At 71.8% G+C, this 25,705-nt stretch carries 25 protein-coding genes; 17 read left to right on the top strand and 8 right to left on the bottom strand.

What is annotated here, in order from left to right; translation table 11 throughout:
* The first annotated feature begins 99 nt into the window (after nucleotides 1-99).
* The gene (locus AB0E14_RS15750) at nucleotides 100-750 is read left to right on the top strand and encodes a hypothetical protein (RefSeq protein WP_362417011.1); all 651 of its coding nucleotides are present in this window, start codon (nucleotides 100-102) and stop codon (nucleotides 748-750) included.
* An 8-nt stretch (nucleotides 751-758) separates the two neighbouring features.
* Here AB0E14_RS15750 and AB0E14_RS15745 read toward each other — a convergent pair whose 3' ends face one another.
* From AB0E14_RS15745 to AB0E14_RS15735, 3 genes are all read right to left on the bottom strand, one after another.
* Nucleotides 759-1,484 carry a helix-turn-helix domain-containing protein gene (locus AB0E14_RS15745; protein ID WP_362417007.1) on the bottom strand — a complete coding sequence of 242 codons (726 nt, stop codon included), beginning with the start codon at nucleotides 1,482-1,484 and terminating at the stop codon, nucleotides 759-761.
* Between the two features lie 295 nt (nucleotides 1,485-1,779).
* A complete protein-coding gene (locus tag AB0E14_RS15740; protein WP_362417004.1) occupies nucleotides 1,780-2,364 on the bottom strand; it encodes an HD domain-containing protein in 585 nt (194 codons plus the stop codon).
* Between the two features lie 14 nt (nucleotides 2,365-2,378).
* A complete protein-coding gene (locus tag AB0E14_RS15735; RefSeq protein ID WP_362417001.1) occupies nucleotides 2,379-3,497 on the bottom strand; it encodes a transcriptional regulator in 1,119 nt (372 codons plus the stop codon).
* Between the two features lie 160 nt (nucleotides 3,498-3,657).
* On the opposite strand from AB0E14_RS15735, the gene AB0E14_RS15730 reads away from it, so the two are divergent.
* A complete protein-coding gene (locus AB0E14_RS15730) occupies nucleotides 3,658-4,113 on the top strand; it encodes a recombinase family protein (protein WP_362416998.1) in 456 nt (151 codons plus the stop codon).
* A 51-nt stretch (nucleotides 4,114-4,164) separates the two neighbouring features.
* Here AB0E14_RS15730 and AB0E14_RS15725 read toward each other — a convergent pair whose 3' ends face one another.
* Nucleotides 4,165-4,599 carry a VOC family protein gene (locus tag AB0E14_RS15725; protein WP_362416995.1) on the bottom strand — a complete coding sequence of 145 codons (435 nt, stop codon included), beginning with the start codon at nucleotides 4,597-4,599 and terminating at the stop codon, nucleotides 4,165-4,167.
* Between the two features lie 247 nt (nucleotides 4,600-4,846).
* Here AB0E14_RS15725 and AB0E14_RS15720 point away from each other — a divergent pair, with 247 nt between their 5' ends.
* The 8 genes from AB0E14_RS15720 (at nucleotide 4,847) to AB0E14_RS15685 (ending at nucleotide 13,092) form a co-directional block, all read left to right on the top strand.
* Nucleotides 4,847-5,962, top strand: coding sequence for a GNAT family N-acetyltransferase (locus AB0E14_RS15720; protein WP_362416992.1), 1,116 nt, complete (start codon nucleotides 4,847-4,849; stop codon nucleotides 5,960-5,962).
* A gap of 18 nt (nucleotides 5,963-5,980) precedes the next feature.
* Nucleotides 5,981-7,279, top strand: coding sequence for a glycosyltransferase (locus AB0E14_RS15715; protein ID WP_362416989.1), 1,299 nt, complete (start codon nucleotides 5,981-5,983; stop codon nucleotides 7,277-7,279).
* Nucleotides 7,276-8,082 carry a polysaccharide deacetylase family protein gene (locus tag AB0E14_RS15710; protein ID WP_362416986.1) on the top strand — a complete coding sequence of 269 codons (807 nt, stop codon included), beginning with the start codon at nucleotides 7,276-7,278 and terminating at the stop codon, nucleotides 8,080-8,082. Before AB0E14_RS15715 ends, AB0E14_RS15710 begins: the two co-directional genes overlap by 4 nt.
* Nucleotides 8,083-8,152: 70 nt before the next feature.
* Entirely contained in the window at nucleotides 8,153-10,081 is a 1,929-nt protein-coding gene (locus AB0E14_RS15705; protein WP_362416983.1) for a hypothetical protein, read from the top strand.
* Between the two features lie 20 nt (nucleotides 10,082-10,101).
* Nucleotides 10,102-10,527 carry a hypothetical protein gene (locus tag AB0E14_RS15700; RefSeq protein WP_362416980.1) on the top strand — a complete coding sequence of 142 codons (426 nt, stop codon included), beginning with the start codon at nucleotides 10,102-10,104 and terminating at the stop codon, nucleotides 10,525-10,527.
* Nucleotides 10,528-10,568: 41 nt separating this feature from the next.
* Nucleotides 10,569-11,597 (top strand): glycosyl hydrolase, encoded by a 1,029-nt coding sequence (locus tag AB0E14_RS15695; RefSeq protein ID WP_362416977.1) that lies wholly within the window; start codon nucleotides 10,569-10,571, stop codon nucleotides 11,595-11,597.
* 75 nt (nucleotides 11,598-11,672) lie between these two features.
* Nucleotides 11,673-12,848, top strand: coding sequence for a C2 family cysteine protease (locus AB0E14_RS15690; protein WP_362416974.1), 1,176 nt, complete (start codon nucleotides 11,673-11,675; stop codon nucleotides 12,846-12,848).
* A 55-nt stretch (nucleotides 12,849-12,903) separates the two neighbouring features.
* Nucleotides 12,904-13,092 carry a DUF6406 domain-containing protein gene (locus tag AB0E14_RS15685; RefSeq protein WP_362416971.1) on the top strand — a complete coding sequence of 63 codons (189 nt, stop codon included), beginning with the start codon at nucleotides 12,904-12,906 and terminating at the stop codon, nucleotides 13,090-13,092.
* Between the two features lie 3 nt (nucleotides 13,093-13,095).
* Here AB0E14_RS15685 and AB0E14_RS15680 read toward each other — a convergent pair whose 3' ends face one another.
* The 3 genes from AB0E14_RS15680 to AB0E14_RS15670 form a co-directional block, all read right to left on the bottom strand.
* Nucleotides 13,096-15,198 carry a lipopolysaccharide biosynthesis protein gene (locus AB0E14_RS15680; protein WP_362416968.1) on the bottom strand — a complete coding sequence of 701 codons (2,103 nt, stop codon included), beginning with the start codon at nucleotides 15,196-15,198 and terminating at the stop codon, nucleotides 13,096-13,098.
* A complete protein-coding gene (locus AB0E14_RS15675; protein ID WP_362416965.1) occupies nucleotides 15,191-16,381 on the bottom strand; it encodes a DegT/DnrJ/EryC1/StrS family aminotransferase in 1,191 nt (396 codons plus the stop codon). Before AB0E14_RS15675 ends, AB0E14_RS15680 begins: the two co-directional genes overlap by 8 nt.
* A 209-nt stretch (nucleotides 16,382-16,590) precedes the next feature.
* Entirely contained in the window at nucleotides 16,591-17,544 is a 954-nt protein-coding gene (locus AB0E14_RS15670; protein ID WP_362416962.1) for an RNA polymerase sigma factor SigF, read from the bottom strand.
* Between the two features lie 210 nt (nucleotides 17,545-17,754).
* Here AB0E14_RS15670 and AB0E14_RS15665 point away from each other — a divergent pair, with 210 nt between their 5' ends.
* The 6 genes from AB0E14_RS15665 to AB0E14_RS15640 all read left to right on the top strand — a co-directional run bounded on the left by AB0E14_RS15665 (nucleotide 17,755) and on the right by AB0E14_RS15640 (nucleotide 22,974).
* The gene (locus tag AB0E14_RS15665; protein ID WP_362416959.1) at nucleotides 17,755-18,123 is read left to right on the top strand and encodes an STAS domain-containing protein; all 369 of its coding nucleotides are present in this window, start codon (nucleotides 17,755-17,757) and stop codon (nucleotides 18,121-18,123) included.
* Nucleotides 18,124-18,223: 100 nt separating this feature from the next.
* On the top strand, nucleotides 18,224-18,697 hold the full coding sequence (locus AB0E14_RS15660) for an ATP-binding protein (protein WP_362416956.1): 474 nt from the start codon (nucleotides 18,224-18,226) through the stop codon (nucleotides 18,695-18,697).
* Nucleotides 18,698-18,888: 191 nt separating this feature from the next.
* Entirely contained in the window at nucleotides 18,889-19,587 is a 699-nt protein-coding gene (locus tag AB0E14_RS15655) for a peptidase (RefSeq protein WP_362416953.1), read from the top strand.
* Nucleotides 19,587-20,468, top strand: coding sequence for a hypothetical protein (locus AB0E14_RS15650; RefSeq protein ID WP_362416950.1), 882 nt, complete (start codon nucleotides 19,587-19,589; stop codon nucleotides 20,466-20,468). The genes AB0E14_RS15655 and AB0E14_RS15650 overlap by 1 nt, the downstream gene beginning before the upstream one ends.
* Nucleotides 20,465-21,631, top strand: coding sequence for a hypothetical protein (locus tag AB0E14_RS15645; protein ID WP_362416947.1), 1,167 nt, complete (start codon nucleotides 20,465-20,467; stop codon nucleotides 21,629-21,631). The genes AB0E14_RS15650 and AB0E14_RS15645 overlap by 4 nt, the downstream gene beginning before the upstream one ends.
* A 14-nt stretch (nucleotides 21,632-21,645) precedes the next feature.
* Nucleotides 21,646-22,974 (top strand): hypothetical protein, encoded by a 1,329-nt coding sequence (locus tag AB0E14_RS15640; protein WP_362416944.1) that lies wholly within the window; start codon nucleotides 21,646-21,648, stop codon nucleotides 22,972-22,974.
* An 80-nt stretch (nucleotides 22,975-23,054) separates the two neighbouring features.
* Here the strand turns inward: AB0E14_RS15640 and AB0E14_RS15635 are convergent, their stop codons facing one another.
* Complete coding sequence (locus AB0E14_RS15635) at nucleotides 23,055-24,575, bottom strand: oligopeptide:H+ symporter (RefSeq protein ID WP_362416941.1); 1,521 nt, start codon at nucleotides 24,573-24,575, stop codon at nucleotides 23,055-23,057.
* Nucleotides 24,576-25,003: 428 nt separating this feature from the next.
* Here AB0E14_RS15635 and AB0E14_RS15630 point away from each other — a divergent pair, with 428 nt between their 5' ends.
* Nucleotides 25,004-25,681: a response regulator transcription factor gene (locus AB0E14_RS15630; protein WP_189602000.1), complete on the top strand. Its 678-nt coding sequence runs from the start codon at nucleotides 25,004-25,006 to the stop codon at nucleotides 25,679-25,681.
* Nucleotides 25,682-25,705 lie beyond the last annotated feature (24 nt).

Genomic DNA, 25,705 nt, shown 5'->3' with positions numbered 1-25,705 from the left:
GTGGAACGGGTCGCCGTTCGGCGACTGGGGTCGAGGCTCGCGTTCGACGGCCGTTGCCTCACCCTGACGCGCTGGTGGTGCCCCCTCCCCGGTCTGCGCGTGCGCGGCTTCCGGCTGGCGGAGGTCATCCATGCCGCCGAGCGCAGCCCGGACCACGACCACGAAAGCCCGCTGGGCTACCGGTTCGTCGTGGAGACCACCCGGCGCACCCGGCCGTACCGGGTCTGGTGGTGGAGGCCCTTCGACGTGCAGGAGACATCCCGCAGCCGGCACTCACCGCGCTTGGCGTACGTCATCGCCAGAACGATCTGGCAGGCGACCACCGCGCGGCAGCGCGCGGTGCTGGCCGCCACCTTCGGCCTGGGTCCGTGGCCGGAGGAGACCTGGCGCGAGGTGGAGCGCCTGGCCCCCGGACTCGAGGCGCTGGCTCCAGCGGGTGACCACCGCTCGGCCGTCGAGCGGACGCTGGCCGACTGGCGCGGTGAACCCTGGCCGGACCCTTTCGGCGGCCCGACGTCCCCTGCCCCGCCGTCCCACGACCTGCCCTGGCCGACCTCCTACCGCCCCGGCTTCGCCGGCCACGCCGCGTGGCGCGCCTTGATCGACAGGCTGGACGCCGAGGCCCAGATCGAGACGACGCCCGAGTGGCAGGCGTACCTCACGGACCTCCTGCGCTGCGCCGAAGCCCACCTACGGCAGGCCTACGAACACCGCTCACCCCTGCGCAAGCGACTCCTGAACGGCTTGTGACCGCGAAGCTAGCCCGCGCAACCGCGGCAGAGGCCTTGGCCGGCGCCCCGGAAGGCGCGGTCGCAGCGGTCGCAGTTCTGCAGGGGGAGGACGCCGGGTGGTGCCGGAGGTGCCGGTGGAAGTTCCGGCGGAAGCCACTCACGGAGGCGGTGGGCGAGGAGGCGGGCGGGCCAGCGGATGGTACCGGCGGGCAGTTCGCCGGTGAGCGTGCGGACGACGACGGCCGGGGCCACCTCCCGGTCCAGCCATCGCTGGACCTCGGGCGCCAGACGGCGTACGTCGCTCTCCGAGAGGAGCAGCCGGGGCTCGCGCTGCCGCAGACCGGCCAGGAGGTCGGCGGCAGGCTTCAACTCCGAGCTGAGCGGCGGCTCTTCGGTCTCGACCGGAGCCGTCCGTGGCCCTCGCCGCGTGACGGGCCGGGAGCGTTTGACGAGATCGACGGGACCAGGGTGCTCGAACCAGGTGGTGACCGTCGTGAGTTTGGCGCCCCTCCCGCGCACGACCTGCCGCTTCAGGTACCCGGCGGTCTCCAGCTCCCGCAACGCGCCCGCGATCCGCACGGCGCCTTCCGGGAAGCGGGCGGTGAGGATGCTGATCCCGACGAGAGCGCCGTCGGGCAGCGACTGGATGTACACGCCGATGCCGATCGCGCAGGCGGACAGGTCCTTGTGCTGGGCGAGATGGTTGCCCACGACGGTGAACTTCTCGTCGTGGCGGTGACGTACGTGCGTCACTCCGGCGCGCGGGGGTGTGACGGTATTAGACTGCGCAGCAGTCATCGGGAAGCTCCTAACTTCCTTGATGATCAGGCCCTCGGTCGGGATGCCAGTCCCGTCGGGGGCCGAAATCGTTTGCGGCATATGCAAGTTGGCGCGACCGTACCGCGCCGACCCGCCGTTCTGCCACCTTGTCACCCGAAAGCGTGAGCTGTCGGGTTTGGACGGAAGTGGTTCTCCCCCCACGTTCTTTCCCGGGATCTCACGGACCGCCGCCAGACCCTGAACCGGGTCGCGGAAATCCGGGACCCACTCAGCGCTCCGCCTCGCCGAGCGCTTTCCGCAACCAGTCCAGCCCGTCCTGCGCCAGCAACTCGTCCGCCAGGCGTCCTGCCGTCTCCGTGACGATCCGGTCCCGGCTGTTGTCGATCCAGCGCTGGGCGCTCTCGTAGCCCTGCGCCTTGTACTCGATGCCCTGCAGCAGGCACTCCAGCTTGTCGGCATCCCGCGCGCAGATCGCCTCGGCCGAGCCCTTGGCCTCGTACTCGTCCACCAGGTCCCTGATCGTTTCGGCCAGGACGTCGGGCATGCCGGCAGTCTGGTCGGCCGTGACTGCTCGGGGATCGGCGGCGGTCGAATACTTCTTGCCGAGGTAGTTGACGTCCCCCGTACGGGACTCCTGGGTGTCGTGCCACACCGCGAGGAACGCGGCACGGGCCGGATCTGCGCCTTCGAGCTTCGCGATGACCGAGGCGATCAGTGCCGTACGCCAAGAGTGCTCCGCCACGCTCTCGGGGTCCCGGACTCCGGCCATCCACCAGCCCGTGCGGCGCGCGTTCTTGAGCGTGCCCGCCTCGAACAGGAAGTGCGCCACGGCGGAGAGGTCGTTGTCAGCCACTGTCCCGTCTCCTTTCACGCCTCTGCGAGGCGGATCGCGTACCGGATGCTTTCGAGCTCTCGGCGCACCCGCGCTGACGGCTCGCTGTCATCCAACATCATCGGAAGTCGGTCGCGCAGGGACCGTGTCGCGGATGAGGGGCGCCTCAGAAGGCGCGGCCGGGACGCAATCAGAACCCACAGGGTGTGCACGTCGAGGCCGAAGAACCCATGGTTCGGGGTCAGGCCACGTACGAGATGGTCCAGCAGCCTGCCGCCGTGCCATGGGCCCCAGCCGGGCCGCGCGATGAAGTCGTCGGAGAGTTCGACGTGGGCCGATTCGCCGATCCAGTACGCCCAGTAGTTCAGGTTCGCCCTCTCACCTGCGTCTGTTGCGCTCAGGGTCGTGGCGATGAAGTGGTCCATACGCTCCCGATCACCATGGCGCGCGGACACCGTGGCGACGGAGCGGTCGTTGAGCCACTGGGAGAGCCAGTCGTCAGGCCGTTCCTTCCGTTGCTGGTGCGCCAGCCATGGCTTGGTGTCGGACGACTCGTCGTACCCCGCAAGGTAGAGGGCCTGGCGCCGCAGCAGGAACTGGTCCGGTCTGCGGGCACGTTCTGCGGTCTCCCGCATCAGCGTGAAAAAGCAGCCGCGTTCAGCCGTGGTGAGCATGGGTCCCAAGGGGACGGGTCCGCGTCGTGGGCGGGCAGGGGGCGGCAGCGAACGCAGCGGAGTCGGTGGCACGCCGGTCAGGGGCCAGGAGAGCAGTTCGACGAGTTCGCGTTGGAGCACCCAGGCGCCCAGCGGATTGCCTGCGACGCTCACCTTTCCGGCCATCAACTGCGTCAGCAGGACATCGGCCTCCAACGCCCTTTGCAGGATGGGGAGAAGCGCCGGAGGGGTGCCCTCGCGGAGGAGGAGAGCCTGGACGGCGAGCACTTGGCCGACGGGTAAGGCTGTCAGGGGCCGACGGCCCGACTCCCAGCCGGCGACGGTGTCGACCGCGACCTGGAAGGTCTCCGCAAAGGTGGATTGGGTGTGCCCCGCCTGCTCCCGCATCACCCGCAGGACTGAGCCGGCGACGGTGCATCGGGCCCCCTGCCGAGCCGTTCCCTGACCGCTCGTCGGGGTTGGTTGCGGGTTGTCCAGCACGTTGTCCCCTTCGGGTGCCGACCAGACCGGATGAACCCGTACTGGTGGTCACTTCAAGCCCTTGCCGGTGCTTCGTACCGTCGTGGCAACACCGATGAGCGATGACACAGCGTAGTGGAAGGGGCACGCCATGGATGCGGAATCGGAGACCCGAGGAGACGTGGAGGAGCGGACCCGCGCCTTCCTGTACGACCGTCATGCCACGAGCATCACAGCGGCGCTCGACATCCGACTCGCTCGCTGCCGCACCTTCGCGGAGCAGCAGGGTTGGGAGATCGCCGGTACCTGGATCGACCTCGGAGATCACGCGCTGTCGGATGCGCGACCCCAGTTCGGCGCCTTGTGCCGGGCCATGGCGGCCACGCCGGGGCCCGTCGTGTGCCTCGTCGACGACTTCGACCGGTTGAACCGGGCGGCGGGCCATCGCGCCGTCATGCGCCGCCGTGTCGGTTCCGCGGGCGGGTACTGCGCGACGGCGTCCGGAGAGTTCGACCGAGCAGACCCGGCGCAGCGGCACAGGGCTTCGTCCGGTGACCAGTTCGATGTCCTGGACACCCTCACATGGCTCCAGGAATCCCGGGAGGCGCGCGAGCGTGATCGCCGAGCGTACGGCTGACCGTCTGCGACCCCGAGAGCCAGGAATCGGCGACGCGCAGACCATGCCTTCTCAGTCCAGGCAGAACTCGTTGCCCTCGATGTCCTGCATGTTGAGGCACGACTCGTTGTACTCGTCGGCGAGCAGGAGTTGTCCGCGCACCGCGCCGAGTGGGACCAGACGGGCGCACTCCGCCTCCAGGGCGGCGAGGCGCTCCTCGCCCTCGAGGCCGGTGGCGACGCGGACGTCCAGGTGCACGCGGTTCTTGACGACCTTGCCCTCGGGGACGCGCTGGAAGTACAGGCGCGGTCCGGCCCCCGTGGGATCCATGGCGACGAACCCCGCGCCCTGCCGCTCCGGCGGCAGCGAGCTGTCGTACGCCGCCCAGTCGGCGAAGCCCTCGGGCGGCGGAGGTACGACGTACCCCAGCACCTCGCACCAGAACCGGGCGACCCGTTCCGGTTCCGCGCAGTCGAACGTGATCTGGACCTGCCTGAGGGACGTCATCGGGCCACCCTAGCGGCGACGGCAGCGTGAGCGCCTCTGAGATTCGGGGGGCGCGAGCCGCCGTGCGCGCACCCGACCAGCACGTCCCATTCGTCGCTTGATCACCACGAATTCCCCTCGGTCACAGGTTGGTCGAGTAGCCCTGTCCCGGAGGGATTTCGACCGGTACCGTCCTGTAGCGGCAGGACTCAGGGGGGAAGACCGGGGGGTCGGAGAGTTGAGCGCTGTCCGTGATCAGGCTGCCCGCGTGCAGGGGAAGCACGCAGGCCGGCCGAGGTTCGTGCAGGTCGTGACGGTGGAGGAGCTCGGACCGCGCGAGATCGAGGCGTGGCGGGAGCTGCGGACCAAGAGCGGCGCACCCGAGAACCCCTTCATGGGGCCCGAGTTCGCCCTCGCCGTCGCCGCCGTGCGGCGCCGGGTGCGGGTCGCCGTGTGGTGGGAGGACGGGGAACCCGTCGGGTTCTTCCCGTACGAGAAGGGGACGTTCGGGCACGGGCGGGCCGTCGGCCTCGGGGTGTCCGACTGCCAGGGGGCCGTGCTGCGGCCCGGCCTCGCGCCCTCGCCCCGCGCGCTGCTCCGCCTCTGCGGGCTGTCCGCCTGGGAGTTCGACAACCTGGAGCGCGGGCAGGAACTGCTCCGAGGGAGCGCCCCCGAGGCGTTCGCCTCGCCCGTCATCGACGTCGGGCACGGCTACCCCGCGTACGAGGAGTTCCTGCGCGGCCACTCGCCCAAGTTCCTCAAGACCACCCTCGCCAAGGAGCGGCGGCTCGGGCGGCAGGTCGGGCCGCTGCGCTTCGTCTTCGACGAGCGCGACCCCGCCGCCCTGCGCACCCTCATGGAGTGGAAGTCCGCCCAGTACCGCAGGACCGGCCGCCGGGACCGCTTCGCCAAGGACTGGATCAGCGGCCTGGTGCGACGGCTCCACAGGCTGCGCGAGCCCGGCTGCTCCGGAGTCCTCTCCGTGCTGTACGCCGGTGAGCGGCCGATCGCCGCCCACTTCGGGCTGCGCTCCCGCACCGTCCTCTCCTGCTGGTTCCCGTCCTACGACCCCGAGTTCGCCAAGTACTCGCCCGGTCTCGTCCTCCACCTGCGGATGGCCGAGGCCGCCGCGGCCGCCGGGATCGGCCTGCTCGACCTCGGCCGCGGCGCCGCCGAGTACAAGGACGCCCTCAAGACCGGCGAACTGACCGTCCACGAAGGGGCCGTGACCCGGCCCGGGATACGCGCCGGGATCCACTGGCTCGGCCGCGAGCCCGCCCGCCGCGCCCACAGCTTCGTACGCAACCGGCCCGCGCTCGCCGCGCGCGGCCGCCGCACCCTCAACCGGCTCGCCCGCCTGCGCGGCGCCGCCGGACAGCCCTGAGCCGACAGCGGGGGAACCATGCGCTTGCGACCACGAACCGTCGTCGACCTCGACCTCGGCTCGCCCGAAGGACCCGTCCTCTCCCTGCGCCCCGCGCCCGGCGGCCCGCCGCCGGGCCCCGGTGACGTCTACGCCCTCGTACGCCTCAGGGGCAGGCCCGCCGCCACCCTCCTCGGCCACGTCCGGGAGGGCGACGATCCCGCCGAGGTCCTGTCCGCCCTCGCCCGGGAGCACCTCCTGGCCGCCCGGGGCGGGGAGCCGTACGGCAGCTCCGCCGACCCGCACGGCCTCCGGCACCGTCACGGTCTGCCGCCCGCCGAGCCGTACACCGCTCCACCCCGGGCCTGTGTCGTCGTCGCCACACGCGAGCGCGCCGACCAGCTCGCCCGCGCCCTGGACTCCCTCCTCGACCAGGACCACCCCGACCACGAGATCCTCGTCGTCGACAACGCGCCGCGCACGCGGGAGACCGAGGAGCTCGTCACCCGCAAGTACGGCGACCGCGTCCGGTACGTCCGCGAGGACACCCCCGGGCTCGCCGTCGCCCACAACACCGGCCTCGCGCACGCCCGCGCCGAGATCGTCGCCTTCACCGACGACGACGTCGTCGCCGACCCGCACTGGCTGACCGCCCTCACCGCGCCCTTCGCCGCCGACCCGCGACTGGGCTGCGTCACCGGCCTCATCCTGCCCGCCCGGCTGCGGACGCCCGCCCAGATCCTCCTGGAGTCCCACGGCGGCTTCGCCAAGGGCTTCGCGCCCCGGCTCTACGACCCGCTGCGCCCGCCCGCCGACGAACCGCTCTTCCCGTTCACCGCCGGCAGCTTCGGCTCCGGCGCCAACATGGCCTTCCGTACCAGGGCCCTGCAGGCGGCGGGAGGCTTCGACCCGGCCACCGGCACGGGCACGGCGGCCCGCGGCGGGGACGACCTGTACGCCTTCGTCGCCGTCCTCTCCGCCGGTTTCCGGCTCCGCTACACCGCCGACGCGCTCGTCTGGCACCACCACCGCGAGAGCCCGCAGGACCTGCGTGACCAGGCCTTCGGCTACGGCGCGGGACTCACCGCGTACCTCACCGCCACGCTCGTCCGCCGCCCCGCCCTGCTGCCCGCGTTCCTCGCCCGCCTGCCGCGCGGCCTCGCGCACGCCCGGTCCATGACCGCGCGGCGGGACACCGGCGGCGACGACGTTCCGGGCGCGCACGGCGCCCTCACCCATCCCTGGCCCCGCAGCCTCTCCCGACTGGAGCGACGCGGCATGCTCTACGGCCCCCTCGGCTACGCCAAAGCCCGCCTGCAGAAGCGGAGTTCGAGATGAGCGCACCCGCCCACACCCGGATCCCGGTCCTGCTCTACCACGCCGTCTGCGACGACCCGCCCGCCTGGATCGCCGAATTCACCGTCACGCCCAAGGAGTTCGGGGCCCAGCTCGACGCGATCGTCGACAGCGGACGCACCCCCGTCACCGTCGGCCGGCTCGCCGACCACCTCGCGCGGCGCGCACCGCTGCCGCCCCGGCCCGTGGTCCTCACCTTCGACGACGGCTTCGCCGACCTGCCAGGACCGACCGCGGAGGCGCTCGCCTCCCGCGAACTGCCCGCCACCGCGTACCTGACCACCGGGGCGATCAGCCCGGGCCGGGCCTGTCTGCTGCCGCCCGCGCCGATGATGACCCTCGGCCAGGCGCCGCGCCTGGAGCAGTACGGGATGGAGGTCGGCGCCCACACCGCCACGCACCCGCAGCTCGACACGCTCCCGCCGAAGGAGCTGCGGCGCGAACTGCGCGAGCCGAGGGCCGTCCTGGAGGACGTCCTCGGCCACCCGGTCCGGCACCTCGCCTACCCGCACGGCTACAACAGCCCGGCCGTGCGCCGGGCCGTCGCCGCCGCCGGATACCACTCGGCCGTCGCCGTCCGGCACGCGCTCAGCTCCGAGACCGACGAGCGGTACCGGATCGCCCGGCTCATCGTCCGCCGCGGCCACACCGTCGCCGACGTCGAGGACTGGATGGACGGCCGCGGAGCCAAGGCGGCGCCGTACCCGGACTCGCTGCCGACGGTGGGCTGGCGGCTGTACCGCAGGGCCCGCGCGCTGGTCAGGGGACCCGAGTTCGCGGGCTGATCCCAAGGACCCGAGCAGCAGGTGCAAGGACAGGTCAGATCCGCGAGCAGTACGTAGGGGGAGTGCCACCGTGCAGCAACGAGTGCCCGCGCCGGTCGAGGAAGGCGGCGTGCCCGCTCCGCCGCCCGACACCCGGCGGTCAGAGGCGGAGCCGGACGCCGGCGCCCCCGCCCCGCCGCGCCGCCGGCGCGCCTGGCGCGTCCCCGGCCGCCCCGGCCCGCACGCCCTCCTCAGCGCGCTCCCGCTGCTCGTCGCCGCCGTCCTCTGGCTGTACGCGCTGCCCCGGATCGGCTTCCGCGACATCGCCGACTACGGGCTCCTCGACCGCTTCCCGCTCGCCTTCTACGCCGCCCTCGCCGTCCTGACCTGCGGCTTCCTGGTGACGCTGCGGCGGGCGGGCACGGCCCCGTGGTGGCCCGCCGCGTACAGCGTCGCCATGCTCGTGGCGCTGAAGGCGCCACCGGCGATCCTGTACGACTCCGTCCGGTACGCCTGGGCGTCCAAGCACGACGCCGTGATCACCCGGCTGCTCGCCGAGGGCACGGTGCACCCGCGGCGCGAGCTGTCCGGCGGGATGTCCGCGTACGACCAGTGGCCCGGCTTCTTCTCGCTCGACGCGGCGCTCGTCCGCGCCTTCGGCGTCGAGTCGGCGGCCTCGTTCATCAACTGGGCGCCGGTGGTCCTGGGCGTCCTGACCCTCCCCGTCCTCCTGCTGATCTACCGCACGTTCAGCGACGACTGGCGGCTGGTGTGGACCGGGGTGTGGATCTTCCAGCTGGCCAACTGGGTCGGCCAGGACTATCTGTCCCCGCAGGGCTTCGCGTACCTGCTCTATCTGACGGTCTTCGCCGTCGTCGTACGGCACTTCGTGCGGCCCGGTTCGGCCGGCCGGCTGCGCGACCGTACGCTCCTCGACCCGGCCGCGGCCGCGGTGCCACCGCCCACGACGCCGAGACAGCGCGCGACCGCCGTGCTGATCGTCGCCCCGCTGATCGCGACCGTCAACGCCTCGCACCAGCTGACCCCGGTGATGCTGTGCGCCACGCTCTTCGCGCTCTGCCTCACCCGCCGCTACCGCAACATCGGGCTGCTCGTCGTGACCGGCCTGATCATGCTGGCCTGGGACCTCACCATGGGGCGGGTCCTCTTCCTGGAGACCATGAGCACGCTGAAGGACTCGGCGGGCGACCTGCTCTCCAACTCCCGTGCCGGGTACGCCGGTGAGCCGACCGGTCCCGGGCCCGAGCTGGTCGGCGCCGCCAACATCGTGATGGTCCTCGCGCTCGCCGCGCTCGCCGGCACGGCGGTCCTGCTGCGGCGCCGGCTGGTCCGCAGCGCCCTGCCGCTGCTTCTGGCCGCCGCGGCGCCCGTCCCGATGTTCGCCGTCAACGACTACGGCGGCGAAATGCTCTTCCGCGTCTACCTGTTCGGGCTGCCCGGCACGGCCTTCTTCGCCGCCGCGGCGCTCGTCCCGGCGGCGGGCGCGGCGGGCCGGGGCGCGCGGGTGGCCCGTCGCGCCGCCGCCGTCGCGCTGCCGCTCGCGCTCACCGCCCTGCTCGCCGGTTTCCTGCCCTCGTACTACGGCAAGGAGGGCATGCACTACGCCCCGCCCGCCGAACTCGCCCTCACCCGGCGGGCCTACGACCGGGCACCGGACGGAGCGCTGATCCTCGCCACGACGGGCTCCTTCCCGGGCGCGTACCACCGCTACGACCACTACGAGCGCTGGTTCTTCACGGAGCAGGAAGTGCCGGAGAACCTGAAGATGCTGAAGGACCCCGCGGGGTACCTCGCCCGGGGCATCCCCGAGGGCCGTCCGACGTTCGTCATCCTCACGCCGACGCAGGAGAAGGCGGTCATCGGCGAGGGCTATCTGCCGCCGGGCAGCTTCCGCACGCTCCAGGAGGACCTCAAGCGCTCGCCGCTCTTCCACGTCGTGGAGGAGAACGAACACGGCCTGGTCCTGGAGTACCGCCCCCGGCCGGCATCGACGTCATGACCCGAGGGAGTACGCACGCCATGGCACCCGCACACCTCCGGCTCAGAATCGGACTCGCGCTCTCCGGCTGGGTCGCGCTCGGCGCCACCGCGCTGCCGGGCGGCTCGCCGCTGCGCTGGATCCCCGTCCTCGCGTTCGTGGCCCTCGCGCCGGGTCTCGCGCTGCTCCACCCGCAGCCGGGCGGGCTGCGGCCGGGCGCCCGCCTGGAGGCGCTCGCGCTGGCCGCGCCGGTGAGCCTGTCCCTCGCCACGCTCGCCGCGACGGCGCTCTTCCTCCTGGAATCCTTCTCCCCGACGGCGTTCCTCGCGGCGCTCGCAGGCTTCGTGACCGTCGTCGCCGCCCTGCCCGGCGTGCCGCTGCCGGCCGCGACCCGGGGCGCCGTCGAGCGCGAGAGCACGCGCGTGCGCGTCCGCTTCCGGGCCAAACGGAAGCCCGGTGGCGCGTGATGAACCGACGCCACGCCGCGCCGCCGCCGCGGAGGGCCCCGATGATGGCGATCGCCCTGGCGGCCGTCGGCGCGCTGGCCGCCGCGCTGGGCGTCTGGAGCACCCAGGGCTCCGACGACCGCTGCCGGCCCGACCGCAAGCTCGTCCTGCCGTGCGACGGGGCGTGGTGGGGGGCGTACATCCCGTACGACGCAGACAGCTCGCTCACGAGGCCGGTGTACGCCTTCGAGAAGAAGATCGGCCGCAAGCTCGACGTCATCTACACCTACCACGACATGTCGGGGAACCCGACGGACGGCGAACTCCTCACCCCGGACGAGGTGGAACTCGGCGAGGACCGGCTGCTGATGCTGGCCTGGGAGTCCACGGTCTGGAAGGAGAAGCACCACGCGAACTGGAGCGAGACACAGCTCGGCTGGAAGAACATAGCGTCGGGGAAGTACGACACCTCGATCATCGACCCGCAGGCCCGCCGCCTGAAGGCGTACGGCAAGCGGGTCTTCTTCTCCTTCGACCAGGAGACCGACATGCGCATCAAGGAGGGCGCGGGCACCCCGGCGGAGTACGTGGCCGCCTACCGCCACCTCCGCGACCGCTTCGAGCGCCTCGGCGTCCGCAACGTCGTCTGGGTCTGGACGGTCTCCGGCTACCTCGGCAACGCGGACACGATGAAGGCGCTGTACCCGGGGGACGCGTACGTCGACTGGATCGGCATGGACCAGTACAACTACTACCAGTGCCACAAGTCCCCGAACTGGCTGGACTTCGAGAAGAGCCAGCGCCCGACGTACGACTGGCTGCGCACGAACATCTCCGCGAACAAGCCGATCATGCTGGCGGAGTTCGCCACGGCCCCCGACCCGACCCGCCCCGACCGCCAACGCGACTGGTACGCCGAGATCCCCCGCGTGGCCCCCACCCTCCCCCGAGCCAAGGCCTACGTCCACTGGAACCGCCCGGTCCCCGGCGGCCCGCCCTGCGACCTGACGGTCAACTCGGGCCCGTCCCTGGACGGTTACCGGTCAGCGGGGCTGGACCCCTACTTCCGCCAGGGCGTGCCGCCCCGGTAGCCCTATGCCCCTTGGCGGCCGACGTGATCACTACGATGGGCGTCTGTTGACCGAGGGGGACGGGGGCGGGTCGGTATGAGCGAGCTGGGCGCGGCCGAGCGCGGTGCGGAGACGAAGGCGCCGTTACCCGACGCCGTATCCAAGGCCCCGGACGCGGGCGACGAGCCGGAAGCGCCGGAGGAGCCCGAGGCCCCCCAGGCGCCGGACGGGCCCGAGCAGCCCGACGACCTGGTCGAGCCCGAGGAGCCGGGGGAGCCGGACGACGAGCCGGCACCCGAACGCGCTTTCCTGGGCGACGCCTTCTCGAAGCTGCGCGACACCCTGGTCGGGCCCCGCGAACCGGCGGAGGGGCCCGTCGACCGGTACGCGGTCGTGGGACGACCGGACTTCAACGCGATGGAGGTTCCGGAGTTCGGCGTGAAGCTGTACGACTACGGCAAGCCCCTGGAGCGCCCCGACGGAAAGCGCACACCGCTGTTCGACGGTCAGCCCAGGAGGGACCAGACCATGCAGGGAGGGATCGGCGACTGCGGCGTGATCGCCACGATGGGGGCAGTTGCCGAGCATTTCCCGGAGGCGATCACGGAGTGCGTCAAGGAGAACGAGGACGGTTCCTACGAGGTGACTCTCCACCAGGCGAAAAGATCCTCCCTCGGCGACGGCCTGAGTCGCTATGAACCGACCGGCGCAGTTACCGTTCTGACCGTCACGCCCGACCTGGTGGTGTCGTACGACCGTCCCGACAGGCCCGTGTACGCGCAGGTGGAAGGGGGTGCCGCATGGCCGGCGGTCCTGGAGAAGGCCTTCGCGGGTGTCGACCAGACCTGGGATGAGGAGAGTAAGGGGAAACTGTCCGGCTACGAACGGCTCAACCTCGGCACCCGGGTGAGTCACCGTGCCGAGATGCTGACCCAGCTCACGGGGAGACCGGCGTACTGCGACGACGTCCCCACGCAGTACGACATGAACGGCGTGAGCCCGGACCGCCAGCTCCTCACCGCCTTCCGGGAGAAGCTGCAGGACGGCTGCCCGATCCTGATCGGCACGCGAGACAAGGAGAAGGACGCGCCAGCGCTCATCAAGGACCTGGTAGCGGGCCATGTCTACGAGGTGACCGAGGTGGACGACCGGGGGCGCATCCACCTGCGCAATCCATACAACTCCTTCGACCCGGAGCCGCTGACGGCGAGGGAGTTCAGGGCCAACTCCAGAGACCAATACACCACGATGGGACACGAACGTGATCAATGACGAGGTCTGGCTTCGTCACGGAGTGCAGGGCTTCTCGGATGGGGCCCGGTTTGCTGTGATCCACCTCCACACCCCGCCCGGTGGGCCGCTCACGCTCCGGCTCGGGCTCGTGGCCGAGGAGGAGCACAGGTACACGCTGCACGTGGGCGACACCTTCCCCGTGCGGGACGAGACATGGGCGTTCGACCGCGTGAACGACCAGGAGAGCGAGCACTGGGTCGTAGTCCTGCGCAAGGTCCTCTGAGCGTCACCCGCCGCCCGGACGCCTTCCGCTCCGCAACCCCCGGACCGCCAGGGCCGTCATCGTGGCGCCGCACAGGGCGAGGAGGATGGGGAGGGGGGCGTCGGCGAAGGGGTGTTGGGCTGCCCAGCCTGCCCAGACCAGGATCCAGACCGCGCACGCGGTGACGCGGACGCTCGTGCCGAGGGTGCGGAGGAGGATCGTCGCGAGGGTCAGGCACAGGGCCTGGAGGGCGATCGGGAGGGCCGGCAGGGCGTCCGTGGGGACGAAGGCGGGGGCCAGGGCCGCGCCCGGGCCGGCCGCCTCCTCCGGGCGGAGGCCCAGGAGGGGTGGCGCGATGTGGAGGGCCAGGAACGTGGTGGCCAGGACCGTCGCGGCGTAGAGGCGCCGCACCCGGCGGCGGGCGACCGCCGCGGCGTGCAGGGCGACCAGCAGCAGGCCGGCCCCGAGGGTGACCGGCGGGAGCGCCGCGATCAGCTCCGTGCCCGAGAGGCGGTCCGCGTCGACCGCGTCCGTGTGCGCGAGCGGCAGCCAGAAGAGCGCGGTCGCGAGGCCGAGCAGCAGCCACAGCACCGTCCCGGGCCGGTCCTCCCGGCCGCCGTCGTCCGGGACGGCACTCGCCGGGCGCGGTACGTACACCGGCAGGCCCAGCGTGGACGCCTCCCGCGGCGCCCACTCCTGCTCGGCCGCCCGTCGCGCCCAGCTCGTGCCGTACTCGGTCTCCGCGCGGCCGCCCTTCAGGGCCGCCCGCAGGCCGGGCGCCGAGGCCGCCGCCATCAGCGTCATCGAGCCGAGCATCGCGAGCCCGGCCCCCGAGATCCCGACCGGGCCGAGGAGCAGGGCCGCGCCGCCCAGGACGAGCACGCACATCGCGCCCTGGAGCACCGCGAGCGCGCCCGTACGCCCCTGGACCCGCAACACCCCGATGTACAGCTCGACGGCCACCCGCGGCAGCGCCGCCGCGGCGAGGAGACGCAGCACCGTCGTGCCGTGATCGGCGTAGTCCGGGCCGAACGGCGCGAGGATGTACGGCGCGAAGACGACGAGCACGAGGACCACGGGGACCAGCAGCAGCGCCATCCGGCGCAGCGCCCCGCGCACGCCCTCGGCGAGCGACTCCGGGCTGTGGGAGGCGTGCGCGGTGAGCGAGGAGGCCATGTTGATGGCCATGAACTCCATCGTGCCGCCCACGGTGTACGCCGTGTAGAAGAACGCGTTGTGCGCCGCGTCGAAGCGGACGGCGACCATCACCGGCAGCAGGTTGATCATGGCCAGGCTGAACAGCGCGCCGACCGAGTCCCCGGCCATGAAGCGGCCGATCTCCCGCGTGGTGGGCGGCTCGCGGTCCCGGTCGGCGCGCGCCTGCCGGGGGATGAGCCGGCGGAAGACGAGCCAGCCGAGCGGTACGACGGACAGCGCGATCGCCGCCGACCAGGACACGAAGACGCCGAGGACCGGCATGGTCGTGGCGAAGGCGGCGAGCAGGAGGAGCTTGCCGATGGAGAAGCCCGCGTTGCCGATCGGCACCCAGAAGGCGCGCCTGAGCCCGGTGAGCACGCCGTCCTGGAGCGTCAGGAGTGCCCAGCCGACACAGGACGCGGTGAAGAACAGCCCGGCGGAGAGCGAGCCGAGCGGCGCGTACGACGGCCCCCACCAGTCGAGGGTGAGCAGGAAGCCCCCGCAGGCCAGGGCCACGACGACGGAGCTGACCAGGTAGATCCGGCCGACCAGCGGGCCGGTGGCGCGGCCGGCCCGGGGGACGTACCGCACGACGGCGCCGATCATCGTCGTCGCGGTGATGGAGGCGAGCAGCCGCTGCGCGGCGATCGCGGCGGAGCCCTGTCCGACGGCCTCCTCCGAGTAGTAGCGGGCGGCGACCAGCCAGAAGCCGAGCCCGAGTGCGGCCGAGACGCCCGTGGACAGCATGAGGGCGTAGGCGTTCCGGAACATCGAGTCCCCGCCGGACCCGCCTGACCCGCCTGCCTCCTCGGAGCCGGGCGAGCCGGGTCCACTGGGCGAGCCGGGTGCGCCGGGCGGCGGATCCGGCGTCCCCTTCCCGCGCTCCCGGGCCTCCCCGTCCGGCGCGTGCAGCCGGACGGCGTCAGCCACGGTCGCCGTCGCCGTCGTACTGCACCGGCCTGACGCCCGCCGCGTCCAGGGCTCCGATCACCTCGGTCGCCCGCCGGGGATCCACCGGCAGGGCGTGCCGGGCGAACCAGGCCGCGGGTCCCGGCGCGGGCGAGGGGTCGGTGAAGAGTTCGCCCGCGTACGTGTCGAGCGGCGGATCGTAGAGGTAGCCCGTGACGATCCGGCGCCGGGCGAGCGCGGCGATCGCCGCGTCCCGGTCGTCGACGAGCAGCGGGACCCGGAACAGCGGCTGGATCCCGGCCCGTTCGGAGCAGGTGCCCCACTCGCTCGCCGCCAGGCGCTCCGTACCGGCCCGGTGGACGGCGAGCGTGGTGTCCAGGCCGGCCAGCAGCCGGTCCGTACGGCGCAGCCTGGCCGGGCCCGCGCCGAGGCGGTAGTCGTGCATGTCCACGCGGATCCAGGAGTGGAAGGGCGTGAGCCCCGGCGCGGCGGCGAGCGCCTGCTTCAACTCGTCCGCTCGCAGCGGCATCCGGATCTCCTCGCGCTCCTCCATCCCCAGCAGCCGCAGCGTGGCGTGCGCGGCCTTCACCAGGCGCAGTGCGCGGACGGTGGCCTCGGCGTACGGCCGTACGAGATAGGCCAGTTCGGACGTCGTACGGGCTGGGTGCAGCAACTCGTCCCGTGCGGCGGCAAGTTCGGTCCGCAAGCCCGGGTCCGCGATCGTCAGGAAGCCGCCGGTCTTCGCCCCTGTGTGCTTGGAGAGGCTGAACACGGAAGCCTCGCCCCATGTGCCGACCGGGCGCCCGCCGACCCGAGAGCCGATCGCGTGGGCCGCGTCCTCCAGGAGCGGGATGCCCAAGGCGTCGCAGCGGGCCCGCAGTTCGGGAGCCGGGTCGGGGTTGCCGTACAGATTGGTGGTCAGTACGGCGGAAAGGCCGCGCCAGACGGAGTCCGGTACGGCGGCGATGTCGATCGACCCGTCGAGCGGGTTCAGCGGCGCCTGCACCGGGCGGAGCCCCGCGGCGAGGACCACGAAGAAGATGACGTCGTCGTTGACCGGCGACATCAGGACCCGGCCGCCGGGCGCGCACCAGTGGCGCAGCGCGAGATAGAGACCGAAGCGGCACGACGGCACGTGGAGGCACTCTCTGCCCCCGAGCCGGCCGCGCATGCGCTCTTCCAGTTCCGCGTACGCAGAAACCATGCGATTCCCCCCTGAACCCCGGCCCAATGTGTCCCATTCCGGGCGACCCGTCAATAACGCGGAAGGGCCTGTCCGGTGAAGAACAGGCCCTTTCCACAGGTCACTTGGGGTGCCCGGAACGGGGGTGCGCCGGAGCGCGGGGCGCGGGGGTGCGCCGGAGCGCCGGGGTCGGCTCGGGGAGCCTCGGGGAGAGCCGTCTCCCGAGGAGGTCACTCCTCCAGGGTCAGCCCCTGGCGCAGCCGTGTCAGCGTCCGCGAGAGGAGACGGGAGACGTGCATCTGGGAGATGCCCAACTCCTCGCCGATCTCCGACTGGGTCATGCCGGCGACGAACCGCAGGGAGAGGATCCGCCGGTCACGGGGCGGCAGCGAGGCGATCATCGGCTTGAGCGACTCGATGTACTCGATGCCCTCCAGGCCGTGGTCCTCGTAGCCGATGCGGTCGGTGAGCGCGCCCTCACCGTCGTCCTCCTCGGGCTGGGCGTCCAGCGAGCTCGCGGTGTACGCGTTGCTCGCTGCCATGCCCTCGACGACCTCGTCGCGGCTCAGGTCGAGCTCCTCGGCGAGTTCGCCGACCGTGGGGGTGCGGTCGAGCCGCTGGGACAGCTCGTCACCCGCCTTGGCCAGGTCGAGGCGGAGTTCCTGGAGCCTGCGCGGGACACGCACCGACCACGAGGTGTCGCGGAAGAAGCGCTTGATCTCGCCGACGATGGTCGGCATCGCGAAGGTGGGGAACTCCACGCCACGGGCCAGGTCGAAGCGGTCGATGGCCTTGATGAGGCCGATCGTGCCGACCTGGATGATGTCCTCCATCGGCTCGCTGCGGGAGCGGAACCGGGAAGCGGCGAACTTGACCAGGGCCAGGTTCAGTTCGACCAGGGTGTTGCGGACGTACGCGTACTCGTGTGTGCCCTCTTCGAGGGCGTCGAGCCGGGCGAAGAGCGTCTTCGAGAGCGCCCGCGCGTCCAGCGGATCGACCTGGTCGAAGGGACCGATCTCGGAGATCTCGTCGATCTCGGCGATCCCGTGGAAGTCTTCGGGGGTGGGGAGTTGAGCGGTGAATCGCGTGGGGGTGGGGGTGTCGGTGAGGGGCTGAGGTGCTTCTGCCGACGGCGCGTCGTGGGTACGCGGGGCGTCGAGCCGGGGTGACATGGTCTCCTCCATCGTGTCTTCCTGCTGCGGTTTGCGGCGCCTCCAAGCCGGTGGTCGAGAACGTTCCCTACTAGCCCTACCCGGTCTTCGCGCAAAGTTGCAAGTGTCAATTGTCCGATTTGTGGGGTTGTGTTGTGGTGTTGGGGTGCACGCCTTGACGTCGCGCTTGTATGGTTCGAGGCACGTCATCCGGCATCCGCGAGAGCGAGAAGAGGCACGGGCATGGACCGCCAGCACATCGGCAGCGCGCAGCCAGGACGGCTGCGGGTCGAGGTCCGCACCGTGGGGGCGAGCGAGGTCCTCACTCCTGTGGGTGAGCTCGATCACCACACGGCCGAAGTGTTGCGTGCGCCACTCGATCGCGCGCTCGAAGCGGGCCGGTCACGGCTCGTCGTCGACTGCTCACGACTCGACTTCTGCGACTCCACCGGTCTCAACGTGCTCCTCGGGGCCCGGCTGAAGGCCGACGCCGCAGGCGGCGGGGTCCATCTGGCGGGGATGCGGCCGGTGGTGGCCAGGGTCTTCGAGATCACCGGTGCGGACGCCGTCTTCACCGTGCACGAATCGCTCGCGGCGGCGCTGCCCGACTAGCGCGCGGCGGGTGTCGTCGGGAGATGACCGGGCAGGAGAGCCCCGGTTTCGTCCGTTGTCTGGTGAATCTTTCTGGTGGATTCGGTGAGGTGAAACGCTGATGGACACTGCTGCCGGTGGCAGGGAGGTCGAGGAGTCGGTGGGTCCCGTCGTGGAGGACGCCGTTCTCGATGTACGCACGCTCGCGCTCGGCGCCACCAGCGGGACCGTTCCGCTCGCCCGCGACTTCACCCGGACCGTGCTCTACGACTGGGGCTGGCTGCCGGCCGCGACCGCCGACGCGAGGGCGGCCGCAGAGGACGTCCTGCTCGTCGTCTCCGAGCTGGTGACCAACGCCTGCCTGCACGCCGAAGGCCCCGAGACGCTGCGCGTGCTGCGCCGGGCCAAGGTGCTGCGCCTCGAGGTCACCGACCTGGGCGCGGGACAGCCCGCACCGCGCACCCCGCACCGCGCCGCGCGGCCCGGCGGGCACGGCATGTTCATCGTCCAGCGGCTCTGCCTCGACTGGGGCATCGCGCGCGCGGCGGGCACCCCCGGCAAGACCGTCTGGGCGGAACTGGCCGCCCCCGCCTGATCCTCGGCTCCTCAGGTCCTCAGGTCCTCGGCTCCTCATGTCCTCGGCTCCTCGTACCCGCGTGATCGCGGTCGGTGTGACCGGGCCCACTTTCGGTCCTCCTTTTGTCTTCCCTCCGCAAGGCCCCAGGCGTACCTTGACGCGCAATCTGATGTGCCGTCAGTAACTTCGCGGTGAGGGGTGCTTGGATCGTGCCGTACCGAAGGAGAACAGCGTTCGCGCTGGCAGCGGCAGCGGCGGCGGCCGGCTCGGCTGTGCTGGCCTCGGCCCCCGCCGCGCACGCCACCGTCGTCGACGTGAACTACGCCTGCGAGACGAAGATCGGCCCGAAGAGCGCCGTCTCGCCCGTCGACATCAAGGCCGAGAAGAACGGCTCCGGCTACACGATCACCATGTCCTTCGAGAAGGGCGTCTCCGACAGTCCGATCGAACTGCCCAAGGGCGTCATGACCCCGCGCGCCGAGCTGAAGCTCGGCGGCGCCGACTCGGGCACGCTCAAGGTCAAGGGGACGCCGAACACCGAGGCGATCCCGCCCAACACCCCCATCAAGATCGGGCAGTTGACGGGCACGTACACGCCGAAGAAGAGCGGCAAGGTCACGTTCACGGCCGGCCTGCTCACCGTCCACGCGCTCGGTATGGACGCGGCCGTCTGCACACCCAAGAACAACCCGGCGCCCGCGCTCGAACTGGACGTCACGGCCGCCGGCGGCTCCGCCGACTCCGGCGGAGGGGCGTCCGACTCCGGCGGGGGCGAGTCCCCTAGCGGCGGCGAACTGCCCAAGACCGGACCGCTCGACTCCGCGACGGCGCTCGGCACGCTCGGTGGCACGGTGCTCCTCACCGGCGCGGCCGGAGTGCTCTGGCTCACCCGGCGCACGGCTCGCTGATGCGGACGGCGTGGGCCGGGACCGCGACCGCCGTCACCGCGCTGCTCGGAGCGGTGGCGGCGGCGCCCGCGCCCACACCGGCCTCCGGGTGGACGGCGGGCGCGGCCGGGGCGACCCAGCAGCGGCCGTACGTCTACCTCGAAGGCGCGGCGGGCAGCGTCCTTCAGGACACCCTCTCGGTCAGCAACCCGGGCACGCGACCGCTCACCGTGCGGCTCAGCGGGCAGGGAACCCCGCTCGCCTTCGCCGCGCGGACGGTGACCGTACCGGCGCGGACCAGGGCCGACGTGCCGTTCGCGGTCACCGTGACCTCCGGCACCGCGCCCGGCGACCATCGGGGCACGGTGACCGTGTCGGCCGACGGGCGCGAGGTGCGGGTGCCGGTGCACCTGCGGGTCAGCGGGCCGAGCCTGGCCGCGCTCACCGTCGAGGACGTCACGCTCGACGCCTCAGGGACCCTGCGCTACACCGTGGTCAACCGGGGCAGCACGGTCCTCGCGCCGAGCCTGGCCGTGCGCGCCGACGGCGTCCTCGGCACGGTCCTCGACCGCCCGGCCCGTGCCCTGCCGCTCACCCTCCGCCCCGGCGAGCGCGCCACCCGCGCCGAAGCCTGGCCCGACCCGCCCGCGCTCGACTCGGTCACCGTCCACCTCCGTGCGACCGCCCCCGGCGCGACGCCGGCCGAGGCCCGCGCCGAGCGGGTCTTCGTGTCGACGGGCGCGGCCGTCACCGGCACGGGCGCCCTGCTCGCCGTGGCGGGCGCGGCCGCCCTCGTCCTGCGAAGACGCCGGGTCCCGGCCCCGGAGCCGGCCGCGCAGGACGAGGGATTCCCGGTGGAGCAAGCCCAGTTGGTCGACGTGACGGCAGGAGCGGACCGATGAGAACGAGCGGTACGGGACGGCGCGCGGGCGCGCTCGCCGGGGCGGTCCTCGCCGCCCTGCTCCTCGCCCTGCTGCCGACCGTGGCCCAGGCCGAGGCCCAAGCCCAAGCGCAGGCTCAGGCCCAGGCCCGACCCCAAGCCCAACCCCAGGCCCGCGAGTCCGGGCCGACCGTCGCGCTGTCGCAGACCGAGGGCGGCAAGGGCGGCGAGATCACCGTGAGCGGCGCCGGCTGGAAGCCGGGCGCGCTGCTCATGCTGCTGATCTGCGGCCAGGGCGAGCCGGGCAAGGGCGTCGTCGGCGGCACCAACTCCTGCGCCAACACCCAGGGCCGGGCGGCCACCGTCGACGCCAAGGGCTCCTTCAGCCAGAAGATGCCGGTCGCCGAGCCGCCCAAGCCCTGCCCGTGCGTGGTGCACGTGGCCGGGGTCACCGGCCAACAGGACGTCGTGGACGTGGCGTTCACGGTCGCCGGTCATCCGACCGCCCCGCTGCCCGAGGCCACCGGCACCGGACGGCTCGCCGTCCTCGCCTCCGTACGCCTCGAAGGCTCCAGCGGTGTCCTCGTCTGGTTCGGGGCGCCCGCCCGCCGCGAGGTCGTCTTCACCGTCGGCAACCTCGGCCAGACCCCCGTGAAGGACCCGGTCTTCCAGGTCGGCACCAGCCACGGCGTCTTCTCGCCGCAGTACGAGGAACGGCAGTGGCGCGGCACCGTCCAGCCCGGCAAGAAGGCCCAGATCAAGCTGCCCGTCGAGCTGTCGGCGGGCGCGCACGGCGACTACGAGGTCTCGGTGAAGTACGCCGGGAAGGTCCTGGTCGACCAGCCGTGGGGGGTCGGCCGGCCCTGGGGCGTGACGCTCTTCTGGCTGCTGCTCGCCGTGGTCGTCCCGGCGGCCCTCTTCCGGATCGGGATGGCGGTCGTGGACCGGGTGCGCCCGGGCGCCGCCGGGTCCCGCTCGGCCGGTTCCCGCTCGGCCGGGTCCCGTGCCGCCGGTTCCCGCTCGGGCGGCCGCCGCCGGCGCCGTGCCCTCGTACGTACCCCCGAACCCCGGCCCGCGCCCGAGCGGGACGAAACCACAGCCACCACGGTCCTGCCGTGGTTCACCCCGGACTCCGCACCGTCCGCACCGTCAGAGATCAGCCCGACGACGAAGGGACATCAGTGAGCACGCAACGGAGGATGAGCGCGGCGGGAGTCGCGCTGATGCTCGGCGGCGCGGGGATCCTGCTGGCCGCCAGCCCCGCGCAGGCGGCCGAGGTCTCGTACAAGACCGAGTGCATTCCGCCGTCCATCTCCGGTCTTCCACCGGTGCAGGGCACCACGAAGGTGGAGATCACCGCACCGGCGGAGGCGAAGGTCGGCGACGAGGTCGAGGTCGTCTGGAAGACGGTCGAGGCCGCGTCCAAGAACCCCGACGTCCTCGACCTGGAGAAGGACACGGTCAAGCCGACCGGCACGATCAAGATCGGCGGCGCGGGGAGCGGCACGCTCGCCATGGAGGGGCCGCGCTCGAACCCGCCGATCCCCAAGAACAGCCCGATGAAGCTGCCGGACATGAAGGGCAAGCTGAAGCTGGACAAGGCCGGCGAGATCACGCTGACGCCGGACAAGTACAACATCAACGTCTCGAAGCCGCTGTCGACGGACACGAAGTGCTCGCCGAAGGAGGCGGTGCCGGTCGGCGCGACGATCAAGGTGACGGAGGGCGGCGGTACGACGACCTCCGGCGGTACGACGACGTCGGGCGGCACGACCAGCTCCGGCGGCACCACTGCCTCCGGCGGCACCACCTCCGGAGGCACCACTGCCTCCGGCGGCACCACCTCGGGGGGTACGTCCGGTGGCGGGGGCGGGCAGACCGACTTCGCGGGCAAGGAGGTCGCCGTCCAGTTCTCCTGCCAGTCGCCGGGACCGGCGAACATCACCTCCAAGGTCACCATCAACGCCAAGAAGAGCGGCGGGAACTACGAGCTGACGGTCAAGACCGCCAAGGGCGTCATGGACAGCCCGGCCCCGCTGCCCGCGGGCGCGCTCAAGCCGTCGATGGCGGTCAAGCTCGGCGGCGCGGACAGCGGCACGGTCAAGGTCGAGGGCCCGGCCAACGCGGCTCCGCTGGAGCAGGGCAAGCCGGTCGACCTGCCGGACATGAAGGGCACGTACAAGCCGGGCGCGAACGGCAAGTCGACGCTCAGCCCCGGCACGCTGACCATCAACGTCTCGCTCGGCGGCTCGCCGATCGTGATCCCGTGCCAGGTCAAGGGCTCGGTCCAGGCCTCCCTCGAACTCGACACCTCCAAGGTCGAGGGCGGCGCGGCGGGCGGCGGTGACGCGGCGGCCGGCGGCGGCTCCGGTTCCGGTTCGGGTTCCGCCGGTTCGGGCGGCGGGCTCGCCGAGACCGGTGCCGAGGACGACGGCGCCCTGCGCGCGCTCGCCCTGGTCGCCGGCACGGTGATCCTGCTCGGCGGCGCGGTGTTCACGTTCACCCCGTGGGCGCGGCTGCGGCGCTGACGTCCCGCACACGGAAAAGACCGAGGGCCGCCGCACCGAAACCGGTGCGGCGGCCCTCGGACCTGTACGGAGGGGGTGCGTCAGTGGACGCTGCCCATCATCCCCTGGACCTTCTTGCGGTACATGAAGACCGCGAAGCCCGCGAGGACGGCGAGCGCCGCCTGCATACCGATGATCCCTGTCCCGTTGAGGTCCACGCCCGCGAGCGAGAGCAGACCCGTGGTGCAGTCACCGGCGGTGACGGCGAGGAACCAGACACCCATCATCTGGGAGGCGTACTTCTGCGGCGCCATCTTCGTGGTGACCGACAGGCCGACCGGGGAGAGGCAGAGCTCACCGATGGTCTGGATCATGTAGATCGAGACGAGCCACATCGGGGAGACCTTGGTGCCGTCGCCGGCCATGCCCATCGGGACGACGAAGACGAAGAACGACGCGCCGACCAGGACCAGACCCATCGCGAACTTCACGATGGTGTTCGGCTCCTGGTTCTTGCGGGCCAGCCAGAGCCACAGCCACGCGAAGACCGGGGCGAGCGCCATCACGAAGAGCGGGTTCAGCGACTGGAACCAGGTGGCCGGGAAGCTGAAGCCGAGCAGCGAGTCCGAGGTCTTGCTGTCCGCGAAGAGCGCCAGCGTCGAGCCACCCTGGTCGTAGATCATCCAGAAGACGGCGGCGGCGACGAAGAACCAGATGTAGCCGTTCATCTTCGACTGCTCGGTCTTGTCGAGGTCCTTGTCCCGCTTGATGCGGACCAGGACGGCGACCGGGATGATCAGACCCGCGAGGGTGATCGGCACGAGGGCCCAGTTCAGGGTGTACATGCCCATCGCGACGACGGCGCCGTAGAAGACGGCGATCGCGGCGACGGCCACGCAGACCTTGACCAGGATGCTCTTGCGCTCCTCGGCGGAGAGCGGGTTCGGGACGACGCTGCTCTTCGGGCTCAGGCTCTTGGTGACGGCCAGGAAGCAGGCGAGGCCCAGGCCCATGCCGACCGCGGCGAGGGCGAAGCCCAGGTGCCAGTTGACCTTCTCGCCGAGGGTGCCGACGGCGAACGGGGCGACGAACGCACCGAGGTTGATGCCGATGTAGAAGAGCGTGAAGCCACCGTCCCGGCGCGGGTCGTCCGGGCCGTTGTAGAGGTGGCCGACCATCGTGGAGATGTTGGCCTTCAGCAGACCGGAGCCGACGGCGACGAGCGCCAGGCCGACGAAGAACATCGCCTGGCCGGGGATGGCCAGCGAGGCGTGACCGGCCATGATCACGAAACCGGCGATCGTGACGGTCTTGCGGGCGCCCCAGACGCGGTCGCCGAACCAGCCGCCCGGCATGGCCATCAGGTAGACCATCGAGACGTAGACGGAGTAGATCGCCGTCGCCGTGGCCGCCGTCATCGCGAGGCCGCCGCCCTGGCTGCCGGTCGCGGCGTCCGCGCCTCCGGAGACCAGGTACAGGACGAGGAGGGCCCTCATGCCGTAGTAGGAGAAGCGCTCCCACATCTCGGTGAAGAAGAGGGTGGCCAGGCCGCGGGGGTGGCCGAGGAACGTCTTCCCGGAACCAGGGGTTCCGGTCGAAGCCGTCGTCAGGCTGGACGCCATGTCGATCCTTGCTCTGTCGGGACGCGCGCTTTGTGAGCGTGGTGCGCCCGGTGGGGGAGGCCGGCACCGGCGGTGAGCGGTCGCACTCCGCCGGGATCCACGCCCCGGTCCGCGTCATCGCGTCCCGGAACCCGGCCCACAGGTCATTCACTGTCCTCAAGATTGGCGATGCCGACCTTGCGCAGAGAAGAGACCTTTGGCGCGATTAGCACTCCAAAGGTCCCCGTTTACCGCTACAGACGTCTCGCCACCTTACGACACGACAGTGACTGAATTGGAAGGACTTGAGAGATGGATCACAGGTGACATAGGAACCAACGGGAGTCATTCCAAGGTCATGAGCAGGATGGCCACCCTGATCCCCAGGGTACGGGGCAAGCCTGTGGATCATGCCCCGGGGCATGAGCGGCGCGGACTACCATCACCCCATGACCCGTGTACTGCTCGCCGAGGACGACGCATCCATCTCGGAGCCACTGGCCCGCGCGCTGCGCAGAGAGGGATACGAGGTCGAGGTGCGCGAGGACGGACCGACCGCCCTCGACGCCGGACTCCAGGGCGGCGTCGACCTCGTGGTGCTCGACCTCGGACTGCCGGGCATGGACGGCCTGGAGGTCGCGAGGCGGCTGCGCTCCGAGGGGCACACGGTCCCGATCCTGGTCCTGACCGCCCGCGCCGACGAGGTCGACACGGTGGTCGGGCTCGACGCGGGCGCCGACGACTACGTGACGAAGCCCTTCCGGCTCGCCGAACTCCTGGCCCGGGTCCGGGCCCTGCTCCGGCGCGGCGCCACCGAGCCGGCCGTCGCCCCCGCGACGCACGGCGTGCGGATCGACGTCGAGTCGCACCGCGCCTGGATGGGCGACGAGGAGCTCCAGCTCACGGCGAAGGAGTTCGACCTCCTGCGGGTCCTGGTCCGCGACGCGGGCCGGGTCGTCACCCGCGACCAGCTGATGCGGGAGGTCTGGGACACCACCTGGTGGTCCTCGACGAAGACGCTCGACATGCACATCTCGTGGCTGCGGAAGAAGCTGGGCGACGACGCGGCGAACCCGCGGTACATCGCGACGGTCCGCGGCGTCGGCTTCCGCTTCGAGAAGAGCTGACGCGGCGGGAAACCGCCGCGCCGG

Source organism: Streptomyces sp. NPDC047981 (assembly GCF_040653315.1).
GTDB lineage: Bacteria > Actinomycetota > Actinomycetes > Streptomycetales > Streptomycetaceae > Streptomyces.
The sequence above is the reverse complement of the archived record's forward strand: the minus strand, read 5'-3'. Positions and strand labels throughout refer to the sequence as shown.